Source organism: Paraburkholderia silviterrae, assembly GCF_004353915.1.
In the GTDB taxonomy this organism is placed as follows: Bacteria; Pseudomonadota; Gammaproteobacteria; order Burkholderiales; family Burkholderiaceae; genus Paraburkholderia; species Paraburkholderia silviterrae.
On sequence record NZ_SMRP01000003.1, the window covers coordinates 475,301 to 494,082 of the forward strand.

Annotated in this window: 18 protein-coding genes; 16 read left to right on the forward strand and 2 right to left on the reverse strand. The window is 65.6% G+C overall.

The window, feature by feature from the left end:
• Positions 1-180: 180 nt before the first annotated feature.
• From hisC to cysM, 14 genes are all read left to right on the forward strand, one after another.
• Positions 181-1,305 carry a histidinol-phosphate transaminase gene (gene hisC, locus EYW47_RS09620; protein ID WP_133194621.1) on the forward strand — a complete coding sequence of 375 codons (1,125 nt, stop codon included), beginning with the start codon at positions 181-183 and terminating at the stop codon, positions 1,303-1,305.
• Positions 1,302-2,309, forward strand: coding sequence for a prephenate dehydrogenase (locus EYW47_RS09625; RefSeq protein WP_133194622.1), 1,008 nt, complete (start codon positions 1,302-1,304; stop codon positions 2,307-2,309). The genes hisC and EYW47_RS09625 overlap by 4 nt, the downstream gene beginning before the upstream one ends.
• A 63-nt stretch (positions 2,310-2,372) precedes the next feature.
• On the forward strand, positions 2,373-3,677 hold the full coding sequence (gene aroA / locus EYW47_RS09630) for a 3-phosphoshikimate 1-carboxyvinyltransferase (protein ID WP_133194623.1): 1,305 nt from the start codon (positions 2,373-2,375) through the stop codon (positions 3,675-3,677).
• A 28-nt stretch (positions 3,678-3,705) separates the two neighbouring features.
• Complete coding sequence (cmk, locus tag EYW47_RS09635) at positions 3,706-4,428, forward strand: (d)CMP kinase (RefSeq protein WP_133194624.1); 723 nt, start codon at positions 3,706-3,708, stop codon at positions 4,426-4,428.
• 157 nt (positions 4,429-4,585) lie between these two features.
• Complete coding sequence (rpsA, locus tag EYW47_RS09640) at positions 4,586-6,316, forward strand: 30S ribosomal protein S1 (protein WP_133194625.1); 1,731 nt, start codon at positions 4,586-4,588, stop codon at positions 6,314-6,316.
• A 25-nt stretch (positions 6,317-6,341) separates the two neighbouring features.
• The gene (locus EYW47_RS09645; protein WP_027817382.1) at positions 6,342-6,665 is read left to right on the forward strand and encodes an integration host factor subunit beta; all 324 of its coding nucleotides are present in this window, start codon (positions 6,342-6,344) and stop codon (positions 6,663-6,665) included.
• Between the two features lie 60 nt (positions 6,666-6,725).
• Entirely contained in the window at positions 6,726-6,959 is a 234-nt protein-coding gene (locus tag EYW47_RS41335; RefSeq protein WP_205710042.1) for a hypothetical protein, read from the forward strand.
• An 18-nt stretch (positions 6,960-6,977) separates the two neighbouring features.
• Positions 6,978-7,271 (forward strand): lipopolysaccharide assembly protein LapA domain-containing protein, encoded by a 294-nt coding sequence (locus EYW47_RS09650; protein ID WP_028215905.1) that lies wholly within the window; start codon positions 6,978-6,980, stop codon positions 7,269-7,271.
• Positions 7,272-7,376: 105 nt separating this feature from the next.
• Positions 7,377-8,552: a lipopolysaccharide assembly protein LapB gene (gene lapB, locus EYW47_RS09655; protein WP_133194626.1), complete on the forward strand. Its 1,176-nt coding sequence runs from the start codon at positions 7,377-7,379 to the stop codon at positions 8,550-8,552.
• Positions 8,553-8,696: 144 nt separating this feature from the next.
• A complete protein-coding gene (locus EYW47_RS09660) occupies positions 8,697-10,106 on the forward strand; it encodes a UDP-glucose dehydrogenase family protein (RefSeq protein WP_133194627.1) in 1,410 nt (469 codons plus the stop codon).
• Entirely contained in the window at positions 10,066-11,061 is a 996-nt protein-coding gene (gene rfaE1, locus EYW47_RS09665) for a D-glycero-beta-D-manno-heptose-7-phosphate kinase (protein ID WP_133194628.1), read from the forward strand. The genes EYW47_RS09660 and rfaE1 overlap by 41 nt, the downstream gene beginning before the upstream one ends.
• A 130-nt stretch (positions 11,062-11,191) precedes the next feature.
• Positions 11,192-12,184 carry an ADP-glyceromanno-heptose 6-epimerase gene (gene rfaD / locus EYW47_RS09670; RefSeq protein ID WP_133194629.1) on the forward strand — a complete coding sequence of 331 codons (993 nt, stop codon included), beginning with the start codon at positions 11,192-11,194 and terminating at the stop codon, positions 12,182-12,184.
• 78 nt (positions 12,185-12,262) lie between these two features.
• Positions 12,263-12,670 (forward strand): ComEA family DNA-binding protein, encoded by a 408-nt coding sequence (locus EYW47_RS09675; RefSeq protein WP_133194630.1) that lies wholly within the window; start codon positions 12,263-12,265, stop codon positions 12,668-12,670.
• A gap of 317 nt (positions 12,671-12,987) precedes the next feature.
• On the forward strand, positions 12,988-13,890 hold the full coding sequence (gene cysM, locus EYW47_RS09680) for a cysteine synthase CysM (protein WP_133194631.1): 903 nt from the start codon (positions 12,988-12,990) through the stop codon (positions 13,888-13,890).
• A 163-nt stretch (positions 13,891-14,053) separates the two neighbouring features.
• On the opposite strand, the gene mltB is transcribed toward cysM, so the two are convergent.
• A complete protein-coding gene (mltB, locus tag EYW47_RS09685; protein ID WP_133194632.1) occupies positions 14,054-15,217 on the reverse strand; it encodes a lytic murein transglycosylase B in 1,164 nt (387 codons plus the stop codon).
• 396 nt (positions 15,218-15,613) lie between these two features.
• Here mltB and EYW47_RS09690 point away from each other — a divergent pair, with 396 nt between their 5' ends.
• Together EYW47_RS09690 and EYW47_RS09695 are read left to right on the forward strand one after the other, a co-directional pair.
• Positions 15,614-16,540 (forward strand): histone deacetylase family protein, encoded by a 927-nt coding sequence (locus tag EYW47_RS09690; RefSeq protein ID WP_133194769.1) that lies wholly within the window; start codon positions 15,614-15,616, stop codon positions 16,538-16,540.
• A 143-nt stretch (positions 16,541-16,683) separates the two neighbouring features.
• Positions 16,684-17,502 (forward strand): enoyl-CoA hydratase, encoded by an 819-nt coding sequence (locus EYW47_RS09695; RefSeq protein WP_133194633.1) that lies wholly within the window; start codon positions 16,684-16,686, stop codon positions 17,500-17,502.
• Positions 17,503-17,614: 112 nt separating this feature from the next.
• Here the strand turns inward: EYW47_RS09695 and EYW47_RS09700 are convergent, their stop codons facing one another.
• Positions 17,615-18,523, reverse strand: a complete 909-nt coding sequence (locus tag EYW47_RS09700) for an alpha/beta hydrolase (RefSeq protein ID WP_133194634.1) — start codon at positions 18,521-18,523, stop codon at positions 17,615-17,617.
• Positions 18,524-18,782 lie beyond the last annotated feature (259 nt).

Below are 18,782 nucleotides of genomic sequence, written 5' to 3' on the forward strand. Positions count from 1 at the left end.
TCACGGCCGCGCGGCGGGAGAGGCGAGCAAGTTTCCTGCACGGGGCAGCACGCCGTGCTCTGGCCCGACAGCTTTGCATGGGACCAAAGTAAGCGCTCTGCATGGGCCCGGAGTCAGTGCTAAAGCACGAACCCCGGCCGACAGCTGAAGCGCTCATTCTGGTCGACAGGAGAGACAGGCATGACCACGCAATTCGGCCCTTCGTATGTGCGCGCGATCGCACCGTATGTCGCCGGCAAGCCGATTTCCGAAGTTGCCCGCGAGTTCGGCCTTGACGAGGCGCGCATCGTCAAGCTTGCGTCGAACGAGAATCCGCTCGGCATGCCCGAGTCGGCGCAGCGCGCCATCGCTCAGGCGGCAAGCGAGCTGGGCCGCTATCCGGATTCGAACGCATTCGAGTTGAAGGCCGCGCTCGCTGCGCGCTACGACGTGCCGCCCGAGTGGATCACGCTGGGCAACGGCAGCAACGACATCCTCGAAATGGCGGCGCATGCGTGCGTCGAGCGCGGCCAGTCGATCGTCTATTCGCAGTACTCGTTCGCGGTCTACGCGCTCGCTACCCAGGGGCTCGGCGCGCGCCATCTCGTGACGCCGGCCGTGAAGTACGGCCACGATCTGGACGCGATGCTCGCCGCGATCGCCGACGACACGCGCTTGATCTTCGTTGCGAATCCGAACAATCCGACGGGCACGTTCATCGACGGCGCCGCGCTCGAGGCGTTCATCGCGAAGGTGCCGCGCCACGTGGTCGTGGTGCTCGACGAGGCCTACACCGAGTATCTCGCGGCGGACAAGCGCTACGACTCGATCGCGTGGGTACGCCGCTATCCGAACCTGCTCGTCTCGCGCACCTTCTCGAAGGCGTACGGGCTGGCGGGCCTGCGCATCGGCTTCGCGATCGCGCAGCCCGAGCTGACCGATCTGCTCAACCGTCTGCGGCAGCCCTTCAACGTGAGCACGCTCGCGCAAGCCGCGGCGATTGCCGCGCTCGGCGACACCGCCTTTCTCGAGAAGAGCGCGGAGCTGAATGCAGCAGGCTATCGCACGCTCACCGCCGCGTTCGAGCGCATGGGCCTCGAATATGTGCCGTCGGATGGCAATTTCGTGCTCGTGCGCGTAGCGAAGGACGACAAAGCGGACGACGCGGCTGGCGAGCGCGTCAATCTCGAGTTGCTCAAGCAGGGCGTGATCGTGCGTCCGGTCGGCGGCTATGGCTTGCCGCAGTGGCTGCGTGTGACCATCGGCCTGCCCGCGGAGAACGCGGCGTTCCTCGCAGCGCTCGAACGCGCGCTCGCTGCCGCATGAGCGCGCAATTTTTCTTTTTTTCCGGTGATGGCGTGAGCGCGTTTTCCTTCAACAAGCTAGTGATTTTCGGCGTCGGCCTGATCGGCGGGTCGCTCGCGCGCGCTTTGCGCGAGCGCAGTGGTGCCACGGGCCGGGTGATCGGCGTGGGCCGCCGCGCGCACTCGGTGGCGCGCGCGCTCGAACTGGGCGTGATCGACGCGGCCGCGACGCTCGACGACGAAGCGGCGCTGGCCGCGGCGCTCGAAGGCGCGGACCTCGTGCTGATCGCGGCGCCTGTCGCGCAGACGCAGGCGCTGCTCGAGCGCATCGCGCCGCATCTCGAGCCGCAGACCATCGTCACCGACGCCGGCAGCACCAAGGGCGACGTGATCGCCGCCGCGCGCGCGGCGCTGGGGGCGCGCATTGGCCAGTTCGTGCCGGGGCACCCGATCGCGGGCCGCGAATCGAGCGGCGTCGAGGCGGCGTTGCCGGACCTCTACGTGGGCCGCAATGTCGTGCTGTGCCCGCTCGAAGAAAACGCGCCCGAGGCGCTCGAGCGCATCGCCGCGATGTGGCGCGCCACGGGCGCGGTGATTGGCCAGATGCCGGCCGCGCAGCACGATCGCGTATTCGCGTCGGTGAGCCATCTGCCGCACGTGCTCTCGTTTGCGCTCGTCGACCAGATTCTGGCCACGCCCGACGCCGAATTGAAATTCTCGTTCGCGGCGGGCGGTTTCCGCGACTTCACGCGCATCGCCGCGTCGAGCCCCGAAATGTGGCGCGACGTCTGCCTCGCGAACCGCACCGCGCTGCTGGCCGAGCTCGACGCCTACACTGATGTGCTGGCGAAACTGCGTGCGGCCATCGATGCGGGCGACGGCGCCGCGCTCGAAACCGTGTTCGCGCGCTCGCGCGCGGCGCGCGAGGCGTGGCAGGAACGCGGCGGCAAGCGCGCAGGCGGCGCGGCGGCCGGGGGCTCCCCTGGCGCCGGCAATGATCCTGCCGGCGCGGCCCCAGGCAAGTAGGCAACAGTCATCCGGCGCGGCGCATTATCCTGAAGCCCGCCGCAGCACCATCAGGACACGCTCATGGAATACCTCGATCTCGGACCGTTCACCCGTGCTTCCGGCACGGTCCGCCTGCCTGGCTCGAAGAGCATCTCGAACCGCGTGCTGCTGCTCGCGGCGCTCGCCGAGGGCGAAACGACGATCACGAACCTGCTCGACTCCGACGACACGCGCGTGATGCTCGACGCGCTCGCGAAGCTCGGCGTGAAGCTCGCGCGCGAAGGCGACACTTGCGTCGTGCAGGGCACACGCGGCGCGTTTACCGCGAAGCAGGCGGACCTGTTCCTCGGTAACGCGGGCACGGCCGTGCGTCCGCTCACGGCGGCGCTCGCGGTCAATGGCGGCGACTACCGCATCCATGGCGTGCCGCGCATGCACGAGCGGCCCATCGGCGACCTCGTCGACGGCCTGCGCCAGATCGGCGCGAAGATCGATTACGAGGAGAACGAGGGCTATCCGCCGCTGCGCATCCGCCCCGCGCAAATCTCGGTCGATGCGCCGATCCGCGTGCGTGGCGACGTGTCGAGCCAGTTCCTCACCGCGCTCCTCATGACGCTGCCGCTCGTGCGCGCCCAGGGCGGCGTGAGCGTCGTCGAGGTGGACGGCGAGCTGATCTCGAAGCCCTACATCGAGATCACGATCAAGCTGATGGAGCGCTTCGGCGTGAAGGTCGAGCGCCATGACTGGCATCGCTTCGAGGTGCCGGCGGGCGCGCGCTACCAGTCGCCGGGCAAGATCATGGTCGAAGGCGATGCCTCGTCGGCTTCGTATTTCCTCGCGGCGGGCGCCATCGGTGGCGGTCCGGTGCGCGTGGAAGGCGTGGGCCGCTCGAGCATCCAGGGCGACGTCGCTTTCGCGGCCGCGCTCATGCGCATGGGCGCGAACGTGACGGTGGCCGACGACTGGATCGAGGTGCGCGGCATCGGCAACGATCACGGCAAGCTCGACCCCATCGACATGGACTTCAACCTGATCCCCGACGCGGCGATGACCATCGCCGTAGCGGCGCTCTTCGCCGATGGCGCGAGCACGCTGCGCAACATCGCGAGCTGGCGCGTGAAGGAGACCGACCGCATCGCGGCGATGGCCACCGAATTGCGCAAAGTGGGCGCCGACGTGGAAGAGGGCCCCGATTACCTGGTCGTGCGTCCGCCGCAAAAGCTCACGCCGAACGCCGCGATCGACACCTACGACGATCACCGCATGGCCATGTGCTTCTCGCTCGTGAGTCTCGGCGGCGTGCCGGTGCGCATCAACGACCCGAAGTGCGTCGGCAAGACGTTCCCCGATTATTTCGAGCGCTTCCTCGCGCTCGCACAACCATGATTGCTCCGCAGCCGAATCCCTTTGCCGCATGAAATCGACCCGTCCCTTTTATCCAACGCCCGTTATCGCCATCGACGGCCCGACTGCCTCCGGCAAGGGCACGGTGGCCACGCTGGTGGCCGCGCATCTCGGCTTTCACCTGCTCGACAGCGGCGCGCTGTACCGGCTCGCCGCGCTCGCAAGCGTGCGCTACGCGATTGCCGCCGATGACGCCGACGGGCTTGCGAAGCTGATCGACGATCTCCACATCACGTTCCGCGAAGGCCTCGCGCAGCTCGACGGCGTTGACGTTTCGAATGAAATTCGCGCCGAGGAAGTGGGCAACCGGGCCTCGGTGATCGCCGCGCATTCTTCCGTGCGCACCGCGCTGGTGGCCCGTCAGCGGGCGTTCCGCAAGCTTCCGGGGCTGGTCGCGGACGGCCGCGACATGGGCACCGTGATCTTCCCGGACGCCGACCTGAAGGTGTTCTTGACGGCCAGCGTGGAGGCCCGCGCGGCCCGCCGGCATAAGCAATTGATCCAAAAAGGTTTTTCTGCTAATATGGATGACTTGCTCCGGGATTTGCGTGAACGCGACGCGCGCGACAGCAATCGCGCGGCCGCGCCGCTCAAGCCCGCAGCGGATGCGAAGCTGCTGGATACCTCGGCGCTGTCCATCGACCAGGCGGTCGAACAGGTCGTGCAGTGGTACCAGGAGTCGAGCCAGCTGCGCTCCGTGCGCCACCCTGACGGCCACGGCAAGCCGCAGTAAGAAGTTGTTGTTGCAGTAAGTGTTGGTGCCCTGCTGGGAAGCGGGGCGTTTATTAAACCCTTTAACCCCGTATGGCTTTTGCATCTGTGCCGCGAGCGTAAGCGTTCCGGCCTCAACGCCCAACCGGTCCAGACCGACCGGCGGAGCAGCGAAAACCATGCAAATCCAGATTTTTATGTCCGACCTGCAAACCTCCACCCCGAATACCGAATCTTTTGCGGCTCTGTTCGAAGAGTCGCTGACCCGCCAGGACATGCGCGCCGGCGAAGTGATCTCCGCCGAAGTCGTGCGCGTCGACCACAACTTCGTGGTCGTCAACGCTGGTCTCAAGTCCGAAGCCTATATTCCGCTCGAAGAGTTCCTGAACGACGCGGGTGAAGTGGAAGTGCAGGCGGGCGATTTCGTTTCCGTCGCGATCGACGCGCTGGAAAACGGCTACGGCGACACCATCCTGTCGCGCGACAAGGCGAAGCGTCTGGCTTCGTGGCTGTCGCTGGAAAAGGCCCTCGACAACAACGAACTCGTGACCGGCACGATCACGGGCAAGGTCAAGGGCGGCATGACCGTCATGGTCAACGGCATCCGCGCGTTCCTGCCGGGTTCGCTCGTCGACACGCGTCCGGTCAAGGACACGACGCCGTACGAAGGCAAGACGCTCGAATTCCGCGTCATCAAGCTCGACCGCAAGCGTAACAACGTCGTGCTGTCGCGCCGCGCAGTGATCGAAGCCACGCAAGGCGAAGAGCGCGCAAAGCTGCTCGAGACGCTCAAGGAAGGCGCGATCGTCAACGGCGTGGTCAAGAACATCACCGACTACGGCGCGTTCGTGGACCTCGGCGGCATCGACGGCCTGCTGCACATCACCGACATCGCATGGCGTCGCGTGCGTCACCCGAGCGAAGTCCTCTCGGTTGGCCAGGAAGTCACCGCCAAGATCCTCAAGTTCGACCAGGAAAAGAACCGCGTTTCGCTCGGTATCAAGCAACTGGGCGACGATCCGTGGGAAGGCATCTCGCGCCGTTACCCGTCCGGCACGCGCCTGTTCGGCAAGGTCACGAACATCACCGACTACGGCGCGTTCGTCGAAGTCGAGTCGGGCATCGAAGGCCTGGTTCACGTGTCGGAAATGGACTGGACCAACAAGAACGTTGCTCCGTCGAAGGTTGTCCAGCTGGGCGACGAAGTCGAAGTCATGGTCCTCGAGATCGACGAAGACCGCCGCCGCATCTCGCTCGGCATGAAGCAGTGCAAGCCGAATCCGTGGGATGACTTCAGCCGCAACTTCAAGAAGGGCGACAAGCTGCAAGGCGCGATCAAGTCGATCACCGACTTCGGCGTGTTCATCGGCCTGCCTGGCGGCATCGACGGTCTGGTTCACCTTTCGGACCTGTCGTGGTCGGAAACGGGCGAAGAAGCCGTTCGCAAGTACAAGAAGGGCGACGAAGTCGAGGCTGTGGTTCTGGGCATCGACGTCGAGAAGGAACGCATCTCGCTCGGCATCAAGCAGCTCGAAGGCGACCCGTTCAGCAACTTCGTTGCGATCAACGACAAGGGCGCAACGGTTGACGGCGTCGTGAAGTCGGTGGACGCGAAGGGTGCGGTTATCACCCTGACGGCTGACGTCGAAGGCTACCTGCGTGCTTCGGAAATCGCGCAAGACCGCGTGGAAGATGCTCGCAACGTGCTGAAGGAAGGCGACAAGGTCAACGCGATGATCATCAACATCGATCGCAAGTCGCGTGGCATCAACCTGTCGATCAAGGCCAAGGATTCGGCTGAGACGCAGGAAGCGCTGCGCAGCATGTCGGCTGACTCGGGTCAGGCTGCTACTGGCACGACCAACCTCGGCGCGCTGCTCAAGGCCAAGCTCGACGGCCAGAACCAGTAAGCCTCAAACGGGGGCAAGCTGAAGTATGACCAAATCTGAATTGGTCGCGCAGCTGGCTACGCGATTTCCGCAACTTGTCCTCAAGGATGCGGATTTCGCGGTCAAGACGATGCTCGATGCGATGTCCGAGGCGCTTGCCAAGGGCCATCGCATCGAAATTCGCGGCTTTGGCAGCTTCGGCCTGAATCGTCGGCCGTCGCGCGTGGGGCGCAATCCCAAGTCGGGTGAAAAGGTGCTGGTGCCTGAGAAGTTCGTACCGCACTTCAAGCCGGGCAAGGAGTTGCGCGAGCGCGTGGACCGCAATTCGGGCGAGCCGCTGAAGGCAGACGAGCCGGACGACGATCTGTAAGCGCCGCAGGGTATTTGCGGCGGTTGCAGCCGTTGGCGGTCAATGCCAGATGGCCAGTGCATGGACCGAAAAAAGCGCAGGGTTTTTCGAAACCCGGCGCTTTTTTTTCGTCCACGGTTTTGGGAGCATGGCGACTTCCCCGAGCGCGGCCCGGCGCGCGCGTATTGGCCGCCCGCGGCTTGCGGCTTCGCGCACGTGCCGGCTCGCAAGCCGTTCCATTACAATACGGGACACTTCGGTGCGGCCGATGCTGCGATGCAGCAGACAACCCGCGCCGGCGCTTCTTTCCTGTAACTGCCAAGAGAATCCTTCATGAGATTGATCGCCTGGGTGATCCGTGTGCTGGTGTTCGTGCTGCTGCTGGTGCTCGCACTGGGCAATACGGATCCCGCGACGCTGCACTTCCTGGCCGGCTATTCGTGGCAGGCTCCGTTGATCCTGATCGGCCTCGCGTTCTTCGTGGTCGGGCTGCTGGCGGGGCTGCTCTCGGCGCTGCCGCCCTTGTTCCGGCTGCGCATGGAGAACGGTCGCTTGAAGCGCGATCTGCGCAGCGCGAAGGAAACGCCGGCGACGCCCGCAGAACCGCCGCTGCCGCCGCTCATTTGATTCGAATTGCCGTGCCGTGTGTCGTAGATATCTCATAGGCGCCTGCCAGGCGTTTCATAGGTATCCGCGACGCGCGGCCTGATTACCGCTCATACCATCGCTCGCATGGATCTCGATTTTTGGTGGCTGCTCGTCATTCCCGTCGCGTTTGCGCTCGGCTGGGTGGCGTCGCGCTACGACCTGAAGGCGCTGCTTTCCGAAAGCGCCAATCTGCCGCGTTCGTATTTCCGCGGCCTGAACTTCCTGCTCAACGAGCAGCCCGATAAGGCCATCGACGCTTTCATCGAGGTCGCCAAGCTCGACCCGGAAACCGTCGAGCTGCACTTCGCGCTCGGCAATCTGTTTCGCCGTCGCGGCGAGACCGATCGCGCGATTCGCGTGCACCAGAACCTGCTGTCGCGCTCGGACCTGCCCGTGAACGAGCGCGATCACGCGCTCTATGAGCTCGGCCAGGACTTCCTGAAAGCCGGCATGCTCGATCGCGCCGAAGAGACGTTCAGCATGCTCAAGTCGGGTGACTATGCGCAGGGCGCGCAGCGCGCGCTGCTCACCATCTACGAGATCGAAAAGGACTGGAACCGCTCCATCGAGACCGCGCGCCTGCTCGAAACCATGGGTGCGCCGTCGCTCGACCTCGAAATCGCCCAGTTCCATTGCGAGCTCGCGCAGGAGGCGCTGCAGCGCAAGAGCCCCGACGAGGCGCGGCGCCAGCTCGCGCTCGCGCTCAAGGCCAATGAGCAGAACGTGCGCGCGACGATACTCGCGGGCGATGTGGATGCCGCGAGCGGCGACTGGCAAGCCGCGCTCGCGCAGTGGAAGCGCGTCGAGGCGCAGAATTCAGCCTATCTGCCGCTCGTGGCCGAGAAGGTCATGAAGGGCTATGAGGCGCTGGACCGCGCGCAGGAGGGGGCGCAGCTGCTCACCGAATGGGTCGACCGCCATTCCTCGAACGATCTGCTCGACGTCGCCTATAAATACGTTGCCGAGTTGAGCGGCACGGACGCGGCCCACACGCTCGCCCGCACGCAGATGCAGAAGTCGCCGAATCTCGCCGGCATGACGCGTCTGCTCGAAGCGCAGCAGGCCGCCGCCGAAGAGCCGCGGCGCAGCGAGCTCGAACTCATGCGCAAGCTGATCCAGCAGCGCACCAAGAATCTGCCACGTTACACGTGCCAGAACTGTGGCTTCCGGGCGCGCCTGTTCTACTGGCAGTGCCCCGGCTGCAGCGGCTGGGAAACCTATGCGCCGCGCCGCGTCGAGCCGATCCCGGCATCGAGCTGATGCGCGAGGCGCCCAATTTCAAGGCGCATGGCGCGCGCGTTTGCGCCGCCAGACGCCGACGCCACTGAGCGAGCGGGCGCCGCCTGCCGGGTGCGCATCGGCGCTAATGCAACACCCACTTCCGAATCTGTCACCGGAGCGCGTATGAAAATCACCATTATCGGTACCGGCTACGTCGGCCTCGTCACCGGGGCGTGCCTTGCCGAAATCGGTCACGACGTGTTCTGCCTCGACGTCGATCCGCGCAAGATCGACATCCTGAACGGCGGCGGCGTGCCGATCCATGAGCCGGGCCTGCTCGAGCTCATCCAGCGCAACCGCAAGGCGCGCCGCATCACGTTTTCCACCGACGTCGCCGCGAGCGTCGAGCACGGCGAAGTGCAGTTCATCGCCGTGGGCACGCCGCCCGACGAAGACGGCTCGGCGGACCTGCAATACGTGCTCGAAGCCGCGCGCAGCATCGGCCGCTACATGAACGGCTTCAAGGTGATCGTCGACAAGTCGACGGTGCCCGTAGGGACCGCCCAGCGCGTGCAGGACGTGCTCGCCGAAGAGCTTGCCAAACGCGGCCTCGGCGCGAGCAACCAGCATCGCTTCTCGGTGGTCTCGAATCCCGAGTTCCTGAAGGAGGGCGCGGCCGTCGACGACTTCATGCGCCCGGACCGCATCATCATCGGCATCGACGAGGATGCGAACGGGGAGCTCGCGCGCGAGAAGATGAAGCGTCTGTACGCGCCGTTCAACCGCAACCATGAGCGCACGATTTACATGGACGTGCGCTCGGCCGAATTCACGAAGTACGCGGCCAACGCCATGCTCGCCACGCGCATCTCGTTCATGAACGAGATGGCGAATCTCGCCGACCGCGTGGGCGCCGACATCGAGTCGGTGCGGCGCGGCATCGGCTCCGATCCGCGCATCGGCTATCACTTTCTCTACGCGGGCTGCGGCTACGGCGGCTCGTGCTTCCCGAAGGACGTGCAGGCGCTGATCCGCACAGCCGCCGAGTCGGGCCAGAACCTGCGCATCCTGGAAGCGGTCGAGGACGTGAACCACGGCCAGAAGGACGTGCTCGTGGACAAGATCGTGAAGTCGATCGGCCCGGACCTGACGGGCAAGCACTTCGCGGTCTGGGGCCTCGCATTCAAGCCGAACACGGACGACATGCGCGAGGCACCGAGCCGCCGCCTGATCGCCGAGCTGCTCGCGCGCGGCGCGACGGTCTCGGCCTACGATCCCGTCGCGACCGACGAAGCGCGGCGCGTGTTTGCGCTCGATCTCGCCAACGCGCCGGATCAGCATGCGCGCCTCACGTTCGCGGCGAGCGAGGACGACACGCTCGCGGGCGCGGATGCGCTCGTGATCGTCACCGAATGGACGGCATTCAAGGCCCCCGACTTCGAGTATCTGAAAGAGGAGCTGAAGGCGCCGCGCATTTTCGACGGACGCAACCTCTATGAGCCGGACGCGATGGCGGAGCTCGGCTTTGACTATCACTCGATTGGACGGCCTCATGTCAAACTCGTCAAGCACGCAAGCGATGCAGCAGCCTGAGAACGCGACGCTCGCACCCGAAGTGACGGTCGTGCCGCGCGAGAAGTTCGCTGCGTCGCGCGTGCTGGTGGTGGGCGACGTGATGCTCGACCGCTACTGGTTTGGCGACGTCAACCGCATCTCGCCGGAGGCGCCGGTGCCCGTGGTGCACGTGCAGCGCCAGGAAGACCGCCTCGGCGGCGCGGCCAACGTGGCGCGCAACGCGGCGGCGCTCGGCGCGAGCGCAGGACTCCTGTGCGTGGTGGGACATGACGAGCCGGGCGAGCGCATCGTCGAGCTGCTCGGCGAGAGCCATGTGAACGCGTATCTCGAGCGTGATCCCGAGTTGCCCACCACGATCAAGCTTCGCGTGCTCTCGCGCCAGCAACAGCTGCTGCGCGTGGACTTCGAAAAGTCGCCGACACATGAGGCACTGCTCGCAGGCCTCGCGCGCTTCGACGCGCTGCTGCCCACCCACGACGTGATCCTCATGTCCGACTACGCCAAGGGTGGCCTCACGCACGTCACGCAGATGATCTCGAAGGCGCGCGCCGCGGGCAAATCGGTGCTGGTCGATCCGAAGGGCGACGACTGGGAGCGCTATCGCGGCGCGAGCGTCATCACGCCGAACCGCGCGGAGCTGCGCGAAGTGGTGGGCACCTGGAAGTCCGAAGCAGATCTGCTCGCGCGCGTGACGAAGCTGCGCCACGAATTGCAGTTCGACGCGCTGCTGCTCACGCGCTCGGAGGAGGGTATGACGCTCTTTTCCGATGAGGGCGTGCTGCACGCGCCGGCCGTCGCACGCGAAGTGTATGATGTCTCGGGTGCCGGCGACACCGTGATCGCGACCGTCGCGGCCTCGCTGGGCGCGGGCCTTTCGCTCGTCGAAGCCGTTGCGCTCGCGAACCGCGCCGCCGGTATCGTGGTCGGCAAGCTCGGCACCGCCACCGTCGATTACGACGAACTCTTTCAATGACGTTCCGCGGGTGGCCGCGCTGCTGAGCTCCATGAGCGCAATGAGCGTGGCTACTCGACGGGCGCGGTGAGGCAGGGATTTCCGGAGAGTTTTCCCGGCCTCGCGTGAACCTCTTCACCGCAGAACTACCATGACCCTCATTGTGACCGGCGCGGCCGGCTTCATCGGCAGCAACATCGTCAAGGCGCTGAACGAACGCGGCGAAGACCGCATTATCGCCGTCGACAATCTCACTCGCGCGGACAAGTTCAAGAATCTCGTCGACTGCGAGATCGACGATTACCTCGACAAGACCGAGTTCGTCGAGCGCTTTGCGCGCGGCGATTTCGGCAAAGTGCGCGCGGTGTTCCACGAAGGCGCCTGTTCGGACACCATGGAAACCGACGGCCGCTACATGATGGAGAACAACTTCCGCTACAGCCGCGCGGTGCTCGACACCTGCCTCGCGCAGCGCACGCAGTTTCTCTATGCGTCGTCGGCGGCCATCTATGGCGGGTCGAGCCGTTTCGTCGAAGACCGCGAAGTGGAAGCGCCGCTGAACGTCTACGGCTATTCGAAATTCCTGTTCGACCAGGTGATCCGCCGCCTGCTGCCCACCGCGCAAAGCCAGATTGCGGGCTTTCGCTACTTCAACGTGTACGGTTCGCGTGAGACGCACAAAGGCCGGATGGCGTCCGTGGCGTTCCACAACTTCAACCAGTTCCGCGCCGAAGGCCGCGTGAAGCTGTTCGGCGAATACAACGGCTATGCGCCGGGCGAGCAGACGCGCGACTTCGTTTCCGTCGAAGACGTCGTGAAGGTCAACCTGTTTTTCTTCGATCATCCCGAGAAGACCGGCATCTTCAATCTCGGCAGCGGCCGCGCACAGCCGTTCAACGACATCGCGAGCACGGTGGTCAACACACTGCGCGTGATGGAAGGCAAGGGCGCGCTCACGCTCGAAGAGCAGGTGCAGCAGGGGCTCATCGAGTACATCGCGTTCCCCGACGCGCTGCGCGGCAAGTACCAGTGCTTTACGCAGGCCGATCTCGGCAAGCTGCGCGCCGCGGGCTATGACGCGCCGTTCCTGACGGTGCAAGAAGGGGTGGACCGCTACGTGCGTTGGCTGTCCGGCCAGGTGTAAGCGAAGGCCGCCTCTCCCTAAACTGGACTCTCCTCGCCGGCGATGGTCGCCGGCGTTGGGCATCAACGGAGATCCAGCATGATCAAGAAATTGCTCGCCGCGGTAGCGCTCGTTGCCGCATTCGGCCAGGTGTTCGCGGCCGTGGACGTCAACACGGCCAATGAGGACGCGCTGCGCGGCATCAAGGGCATCGGGCCCGCGCGCGCCAAGGCCATTCTCGACGAGCGCGGAGCACACGGGCCGTTCAAGGACGCGTCCGATCTCGGCAAGCGTGTGAAGGGCCTGGGTGGTCACACCGTCGAACGTTTGCAGGCCGAAGGATTGTCGGTCGGGCCTGCGAATGCACTGGCGGCTCAGTCGACGCCATCGACACCATCGACGCAATCGACTCAAGCAGCGGCGGCGGCACAGGCCGGCGCGAAGAGTGCCCCGGCGAAGGCCGGAGCCACGCAGCCGCAAGGCGCAACGGTGGCCGTCAAGAAGTAGTGCTTGCCGTTTCTTCTCATTGCGTCACATCCGTGCGACCGCCCGGGGCGATCGCCAGCAGCGGTTGCACGGCTCCCCGCGGCTCGCGGGGCCAGTCTCCTTCAGGCGTCGCTGCGGCGACGTTGACCCGCGGCCCAGGCCGCGGGCTTTTTGCGGATCTCGCGTACCGGTTTCGGATTGGCCGCGGAGCAGGGCGGCAAAGCAAGCATGGATGACATCCCTTACGCCTTCAGGGGTCCCCTGCGCCGGGTGGCTGCGTGGTTTAGAATCCAAAAGTCACCTAATCACGCCCGACCGGCGCCCGACCGCCATAACTTATGCCATACAAGACCATTGAAGACACGATCGGCAACACGCCGCTCGTGCAGCTCGTCCGCTTGCCCGACGACGAGATTCGCGCCCGCAACAACATCGTGCTGGCCAAGCTGGAAGGCAATAATCCGGCGGGCTCGGTGAAGGACCGGCCGGCGCTTTCGATGATCCGCAAGGCCGAAGAACGTGGCCGCATCAAGCCGGGCGATACGCTCATCGAAGCCACCAGCGGCAATACCGGCATCGCGCTGGCCATGGCCGCGGCCATTCGCGGCTACAAGATGATCCTGATCATGCCCGAGGACCTGTCGGTCGAGCGTCGCCAGAGCATGGCCGCCTACGGCGCCGAGATCATGCTCACGCCTGTGAAGGGCGGCATGGAATATGCGCGCGATCTCGCCGAGCAGATGCAGCGAGACGGCAAGGGCATCATCCTCGACCAGTTCGCCAACCCCGACAATCCGCTTGCGCATTACGAGGGCACCGGCCCGGAAATCTGGCGCGAGACCGAAGGGCGCATCACGCACTTCGTCTCGTCGATGGGCACGACGGGCACGATCATGGGCACGTCGCAGTATCTGAAAGAGCAGAATCCGGCGATCGAGATCGTCGGTGCACAGCCCGAAGAGGGCTCGCGCATTCCCGGCATCCGCAAGTGGCCCGAAGCCTACATGCCGAAGATTTTCGACCGCAGCCGCGTGGACCGCACCGAAAGCGTGAGCCAGGCCGCTGCCGAAGCGATGGCGCGCCGTCTCGCCTCGGTGGAAGGCATTTTCGCGGGGATTTCGTCGGGCGGTGCGTGCGAGGTGGCCATACGTCTCGCGCGTCAGGTCGAAAATGCGACGATCGTGTTCATCGTCTGTGATCGCGGCGACCGTTACTTGTCGACGGGTGTGTTTCCGGCCTGATCGCCGTACGATCCCCGGCACGGTCTCCGGCCGTTGCCGTCCGCTCTGCCACGCCGGACGGTAACGGCCGAATCCGGCGCCTGAATTGAAAACGGGCGGCGTGTCTCTCGCGAGACGCGCCGCCCGTTGTGCTATCCGGAGAGCTCTGGTGCGTTAGTGGCGCTTATTGCCGCTGTGCCTGCCGCTGTGTCGACTGTGCGCCGCGGTTCGAGCCGACGCCGCTCGTCGCGAGCATCTGCGCCTTCACGCGTTCGCCCAGCTGGTAGACCGCGAGCGCGTAGAAGAAGCTGCGGTTGTAACGCGTGAGCACATAGAAGTTCTTCAGCCCGAGCATGTACTCGGTCGGGCGGCCAGGAGTGGGCAGGTCGACGACCGTGACCGGCGTGCCGCCCTCCGCGGCGAAGTCCACATTCGGTTCGTTCAGGGCGAGGCCCGAGCGCAGCAATTGCGCGAGTGGCAGGCGCGGTTCGGGCTTGCCGTCGGCGGCGGCTTGCGCGATGCCCTGGCTGCCCGAATCGCCGGCGATCTTCCACACCACCGGGCGGCCCGATTCCCAGCCGTTCTGCTTCAGATAGTTCGCGACGCTGCCGATCGCGTCGGCCGGGCTATTGCGCAGGTCGATATGATGATCGCCCTCGTAATCGACCGCATATTGCACGATGCTGCTCGGCAGGAATTGCGGAATGCCGATCGCGCCCGTGTACGAGCCGAGCACCGAGCTCGGATCGATCTGCGAGCCGCGTGTCCACACCAGATAGTCTTCGAGGTTCTTGCGGAACGTCGCCATGCGGTCTGCACGATTAGGCGTGCTCGGATAATCGAAGGCGAGCGTGGTGAGCGCGTCGAGCACGCGGAAGTTGCCCATGTAGCGCCCGTAGATCGTCTCCACGCCGATGATGCCGACGATCACCTCGGGCGGCACGCCGAACTCATCGGACGCGCGCTGCAGCGTGGCCTGGTTCTCGCGCCAGAAGCGCACCCCCGCGTTGATGCGCACCGGGTCGAGAAAACGCGCCTGATAGGCGCGCCAGTTCTTCGCGCTCGGCGTGGGCGAGGGCGTGACGAGCTTCACGGCCGTGGCCGAATAGCTCACGGTCGAGAACAGCGCGTGCAGCGCGTCGGCATTGAAGTCGTAGCGCGCGACCATGTCGTTGATGAACGTGTCGACATTGGCGTTGTTCACGTAGCGCTGCGGAACGATCTCCTCTTCGAACGTCTGGCCTTGCGTGGCGCTTTGCGGCGGCGTCTGGGCGACTGGCGCGGGCGCTGTCGTGGCGGCGGCCGGTTGCGTCGTCTGGGCCGCTTTGGTCGCTTGTGCCGGTTGCATCGATTTCGTCGATTGCGCCTGCTCGGCGCATGCAGACAGCGTTGCCGCGGTGCAAAGCGCGAGGGCGAAAGACTTGATGCGCGGTTGGCTGAAGGCGGGTGAAACGGACGGGTGCGCGGACTTTTGCGTCATGGCAGGCGGGCGGGTTGGAACGAGAGGACGTGATGCGGCGCAGTATACCCGAGCGCCTCGCACCAAAAGGTCTGGGCGTACGGCGGGCGTGGGCTCGCGGGTGCCGCGCGGGTGGGCTGTGGTAACGTGACGACTGCCCGCGCTCGAACGCGGCCCGCGCGACTGTTGCAAAACCCTGCGCAGCACACCCGACGAAAGATCTGATGGAGACCCGCAGCGCGCGCTTGAGACAGGCCCGAGCGCACGGTGCGGCCAGTACTGGACATGACGACCGGCTTTTTCACGCATCCCGACTGCCTGCTGCATGAAATGGGCGAGTGGCATCCCGAATGCCCCGCGCGCCTGCAGGCGATCGAAGACCAGCTCATTGCGAGCCGCATCGACGCGCTGATCGAGCGCGACGACTCCGCGCCGCTCGTCGAGGAATCCGCGCTCCTGCGCGTGCACACCCAGGCGCACATCGACTGGTTGCGCCAGCTCTCGCCGCAGGAAGGCTACGCGGCGATCGATCCCGACACGTCGATGAATCCGCACACGTTGCAGGCCGCGTTGCGCGCGGCGGGCGCCGCCGTCGCCGCGACCGACGCCGTGATCGCGGGCCGCTACGAAAACGCGTTCTGCAGCGTGCGCCCGCCCGGCCACCACGCCGAGCCCGCGCGCGCGATGGGCTTTTGCTTCTTCAATAACGTCGCGGTCGCGGCGCGTCATGCGCTCGACGTGCATGGACTCTCGCGCGTGGCGATCGTCGACTTTGACGTACATCATGGAAACGGCACGGAAGCCGCCATTGCGGGCGATTCGCGCGTGCTCATGTGCAGCATTTTTCAGCACCCGTTCTATCCGTTCTCGGGCGCGGACAATCAGGCGCCGAACATGGTCAACGTGCCGATGCCGGCGCGTACCAAGGGCATGGAAGTGCGCGAGGCGATCGACATCATGTGGCTGCCGCGTTTGCACGAGTTCAAGCCGGAGATGGTGTTCGTCTCGGCGGGGTTCGATGCGCACCGTGAAGACGATCTCGGCAACCTGGGCCTCGTCGAGGACGACTACGCATGGATCACCGAGCAGATCCGCGAAGTCGCCAGGCGCCACGCGAAGGGGCGCATTGTGAGCTGTCTCGAAGGCGGCTACAACCTCTCGGCGCTCGGGCGCAGCGTGGTCGCGCATCTGCGCGTGCTGGCCGATATCTGATCGAGTCGATCGCGCGCGACTATCGTGGGGTAGCCGCGCGATTATTGCGCGGTTATCGCGCGTTGAACGCACCACCGTCGTTACCGTTTCCCGCATTCTGCGCGTCCGGCCGGGCGCGCCCACCTCAGAAGGAGCCGTGCATCATGAGCGCTGCAGCCGTTTCGTCTTCGTCGTCTTCTTCCGCGGATGCCGCGCCGCTCATCGAGATTGCCCATGACGCGTACGGCGTGCCCGGCGTCGTGCGTCTCACGCTGAACCGGCCCGACGCGTTCAACGCGCTGTCCGAAGCGCTCATCGACGCGTTGCAGACGCAACTGGTGGAAATCGCGCAATCGGACGCGCGCGTCGTGGTGATCGCGGCGGCGGGCCGCGCGTTCTGCGCCGGTCACGATCTCAGGGAAATGCGCGCGGCGCCTTCGCTCGATTACTACAAGCGGCTCTTCGCGCGCTGCTCGAAGATGATGCTGGCCATCCAGTCGATGCCGCAGCCCGTGATCGCGCGCGTGCACGGCGTGGCGACGGCGGCGGGCTGCCAGCTCGTCGCGATGTGCGATCTCGCCGTGGCCGCCGAGCAGGCGCGTTTTGCGGTCTCGGGCATCAATCTCGGGCTGTTTTGCTCGACGCCAGCGGTGCCGCTCACGCGCAACGTCTCGCGCAAGGCCGCGTTCGAGATGCTGATGACGGGCGAGTTCATCGATGCGCAGAAGGCGCTGCGCGAGGGGCTCGTGAACCGCGTCGTGGCCGAGGAAGAGCTCGACGCCGCCGTGACTGCGCTCGCTGCAAGCATCTGCGCTAAGCCGCGCGAGGCGGTGGCGGCGGGCAAGGGGCTGTTCTACCGGCAGCTCGAGATGGGCGTCGAAGCCGCTTATCAACTGGCCGGGCAGACCATGGCCTGCAACATGATGACCGACCCCGCGCTCGACGGCGTGCAGGCGTTCATCGACAAGCGCGGCAGCAAGTAAGCGGCGCTGGCCGGTGAGCCCGGCCAGTCTTGCGTCTCTTTTCCTGCGGTCTCCCTGCAGTTAGAGGTCGACTGGAGTAGCGCTTCAGCACTTGCTCCAGCCCGATGCCGGGCTAGTGGCGCTCGATCCAGTTGAGCATCGCGCTAATCACGCGTTCGCGGTCGAGATCGTTGAGCGTCTCGTGATAGCTGCCCTCATAGAGCGTGAGCGTGCGGTCGGGCGACCCCACGTGCGCGCCGAACGCGCGGCTGCCTTCGGGCTCGGTGAGCTTGTCCTCGGTGCCATGCCAGATCAGCACCGGCATGCGCAACTGCGCGCGGCCCGCCTCGATACGCTTCATCGCTTCGAGCAACTCCGCGCCCGTGCGTGCGGGAATCGCGCCATGGTGAACCAGCGGATCGGCGCGGTTGGCCTCGACCACGGCGGCGTCGCGCGCGAGCAGGGCCGCGTCGATCTTCATGGCGGGAAAGCGCGGCCAGATCGCGCTCATCACGCGGCTCGCGGCGATCATCCAGTTCGGCACGTCGCGGCCCGGCGCGAGTGCTGCGCTCGAGAGCAGCAGGCCCGCGAAGGCCGCGTCCGAGCGTGGCGCGCGCTCGATCGCGTAGAGCGCCGCGATCGCGCCGCCCATGCTGTGGCCCATCAGGAACAGCGGCGTGCTGCGCGCGCGGCATTGCGTGGCGGCGTGCTCGACGAGCGCCTGCGCATCGTCGAGATAGTCGTCAAAGCGTGTGACCCATGCGCGGCGTCCGCCCGCGCGGCCGTGCCCACGCAGATCGATCGCATAAACGTCGATGCCCGCCGCGTTCAGGCGTGCCGCGAGCGCCGCGTAGCGGCCCGCGTGCTCCGCAAGCCCATGCACGAGCGCAATGGCCGCGCGCGGCGCAACGGTTTGCGCGTGCCAGACATACAACGGCAGCTCGGTGCCGTCGCGGGCGCGCAGTGTCGAACGTTGCGGCGCTGCGCCGGTCGTCGATGCCGATGCGGCGCGTGCCGCATCCTGCGGCTGAGTCGTCTCCATGCTCGCTGCTCCCCTGGCGATTCGTTGTCGGGCGTTGGGCTGTAGGGCTGATCTGAACGGTCGGCAGAGGGTAGCACCCGCTTTGGCGCGCGGCTGCCGCGAAACCCCTCTAATGAGTATGAGTTATGAAAGTATCGAAAATGATTATTAATAGGAATTTTGCCCGCCAGGGTAAAATGCCGAGCTAACTCCAGTCCAGCAAACGGCGGCTGTCTGCCAGCGCGACGCGTCTTGCGCGATTGAAAGATCGCGGCACAGG

What these genes read in the sequence shown, in the direction of transcription:
- hisC (WP_133194621.1), top strand. Translation starts at nt 181, where the DNA reads ATGACCACGCAATTCGGCCCTTCGTATGTGCGCGCGATCGCACCGTAT.
- EYW47_RS09625 (WP_133194622.1), top strand. Translation starts at nt 1,302, where the DNA reads ATGAGCGCGCAATTTTTCTTTTTTTCCGGTGATGGCGTGAGCGCGTTT.
- aroA (WP_133194623.1), top strand. Translation starts at nt 2,373, where the DNA reads ATGGAATACCTCGATCTCGGACCGTTCACCCGTGCTTCCGGCACGGTC.
- cmk (WP_133194624.1), top strand. Translation starts at nt 3,706, where the DNA reads ATGAAATCGACCCGTCCCTTTTATCCAACGCCCGTTATCGCCATCGAC.
- rpsA (WP_133194625.1), top strand. Translation starts at nt 4,586, where the DNA reads ATGCAAATCCAGATTTTTATGTCCGACCTGCAAACCTCCACCCCGAAT.
- EYW47_RS09645 (WP_027817382.1), top strand. Translation starts at nt 6,342, where the DNA reads ATGACCAAATCTGAATTGGTCGCGCAGCTGGCTACGCGATTTCCGCAA.
- EYW47_RS41335 (WP_205710042.1), top strand. Translation starts at nt 6,726, where the DNA reads ATGGACCGAAAAAAGCGCAGGGTTTTTCGAAACCCGGCGCTTTTTTTT.
- EYW47_RS09650 (WP_028215905.1), top strand. Translation starts at nt 6,978, where the DNA reads ATGAGATTGATCGCCTGGGTGATCCGTGTGCTGGTGTTCGTGCTGCTG.
- lapB (WP_133194626.1), top strand. Translation starts at nt 7,377, where the DNA reads ATGGATCTCGATTTTTGGTGGCTGCTCGTCATTCCCGTCGCGTTTGCG.
- EYW47_RS09660 (WP_133194627.1), top strand. Translation starts at nt 8,697, where the DNA reads ATGAAAATCACCATTATCGGTACCGGCTACGTCGGCCTCGTCACCGGG.
- rfaE1 (WP_133194628.1), top strand. Translation starts at nt 10,066, where the DNA reads ATGTCAAACTCGTCAAGCACGCAAGCGATGCAGCAGCCTGAGAACGCG.
- rfaD (WP_133194629.1), top strand. Translation starts at nt 11,192, where the DNA reads ATGACCCTCATTGTGACCGGCGCGGCCGGCTTCATCGGCAGCAACATC.
- EYW47_RS09675 (WP_133194630.1), top strand. Translation starts at nt 12,263, where the DNA reads ATGATCAAGAAATTGCTCGCCGCGGTAGCGCTCGTTGCCGCATTCGGC.
- cysM (WP_133194631.1), top strand. Translation starts at nt 12,988, where the DNA reads ATGCCATACAAGACCATTGAAGACACGATCGGCAACACGCCGCTCGTG.
- mltB (WP_133194632.1), bottom strand. Translation starts at nt 15,217, where the DNA reads ATGCAACCGGCACAAGCGACCAAAGCGGCCCAGACGACGCAACCGGCC.
- EYW47_RS09690 (WP_133194769.1), top strand. Translation starts at nt 15,614, where the DNA reads ATGACGACCGGCTTTTTCACGCATCCCGACTGCCTGCTGCATGAAATG.
- EYW47_RS09695 (WP_133194633.1), top strand. Translation starts at nt 16,684, where the DNA reads ATGAGCGCTGCAGCCGTTTCGTCTTCGTCGTCTTCTTCCGCGGATGCC.
- EYW47_RS09700 (WP_133194634.1), bottom strand. Translation starts at nt 18,523, where the DNA reads ATGGAGACGACTCAGCCGCAGGATGCGGCACGCGCCGCATCGGCATCG.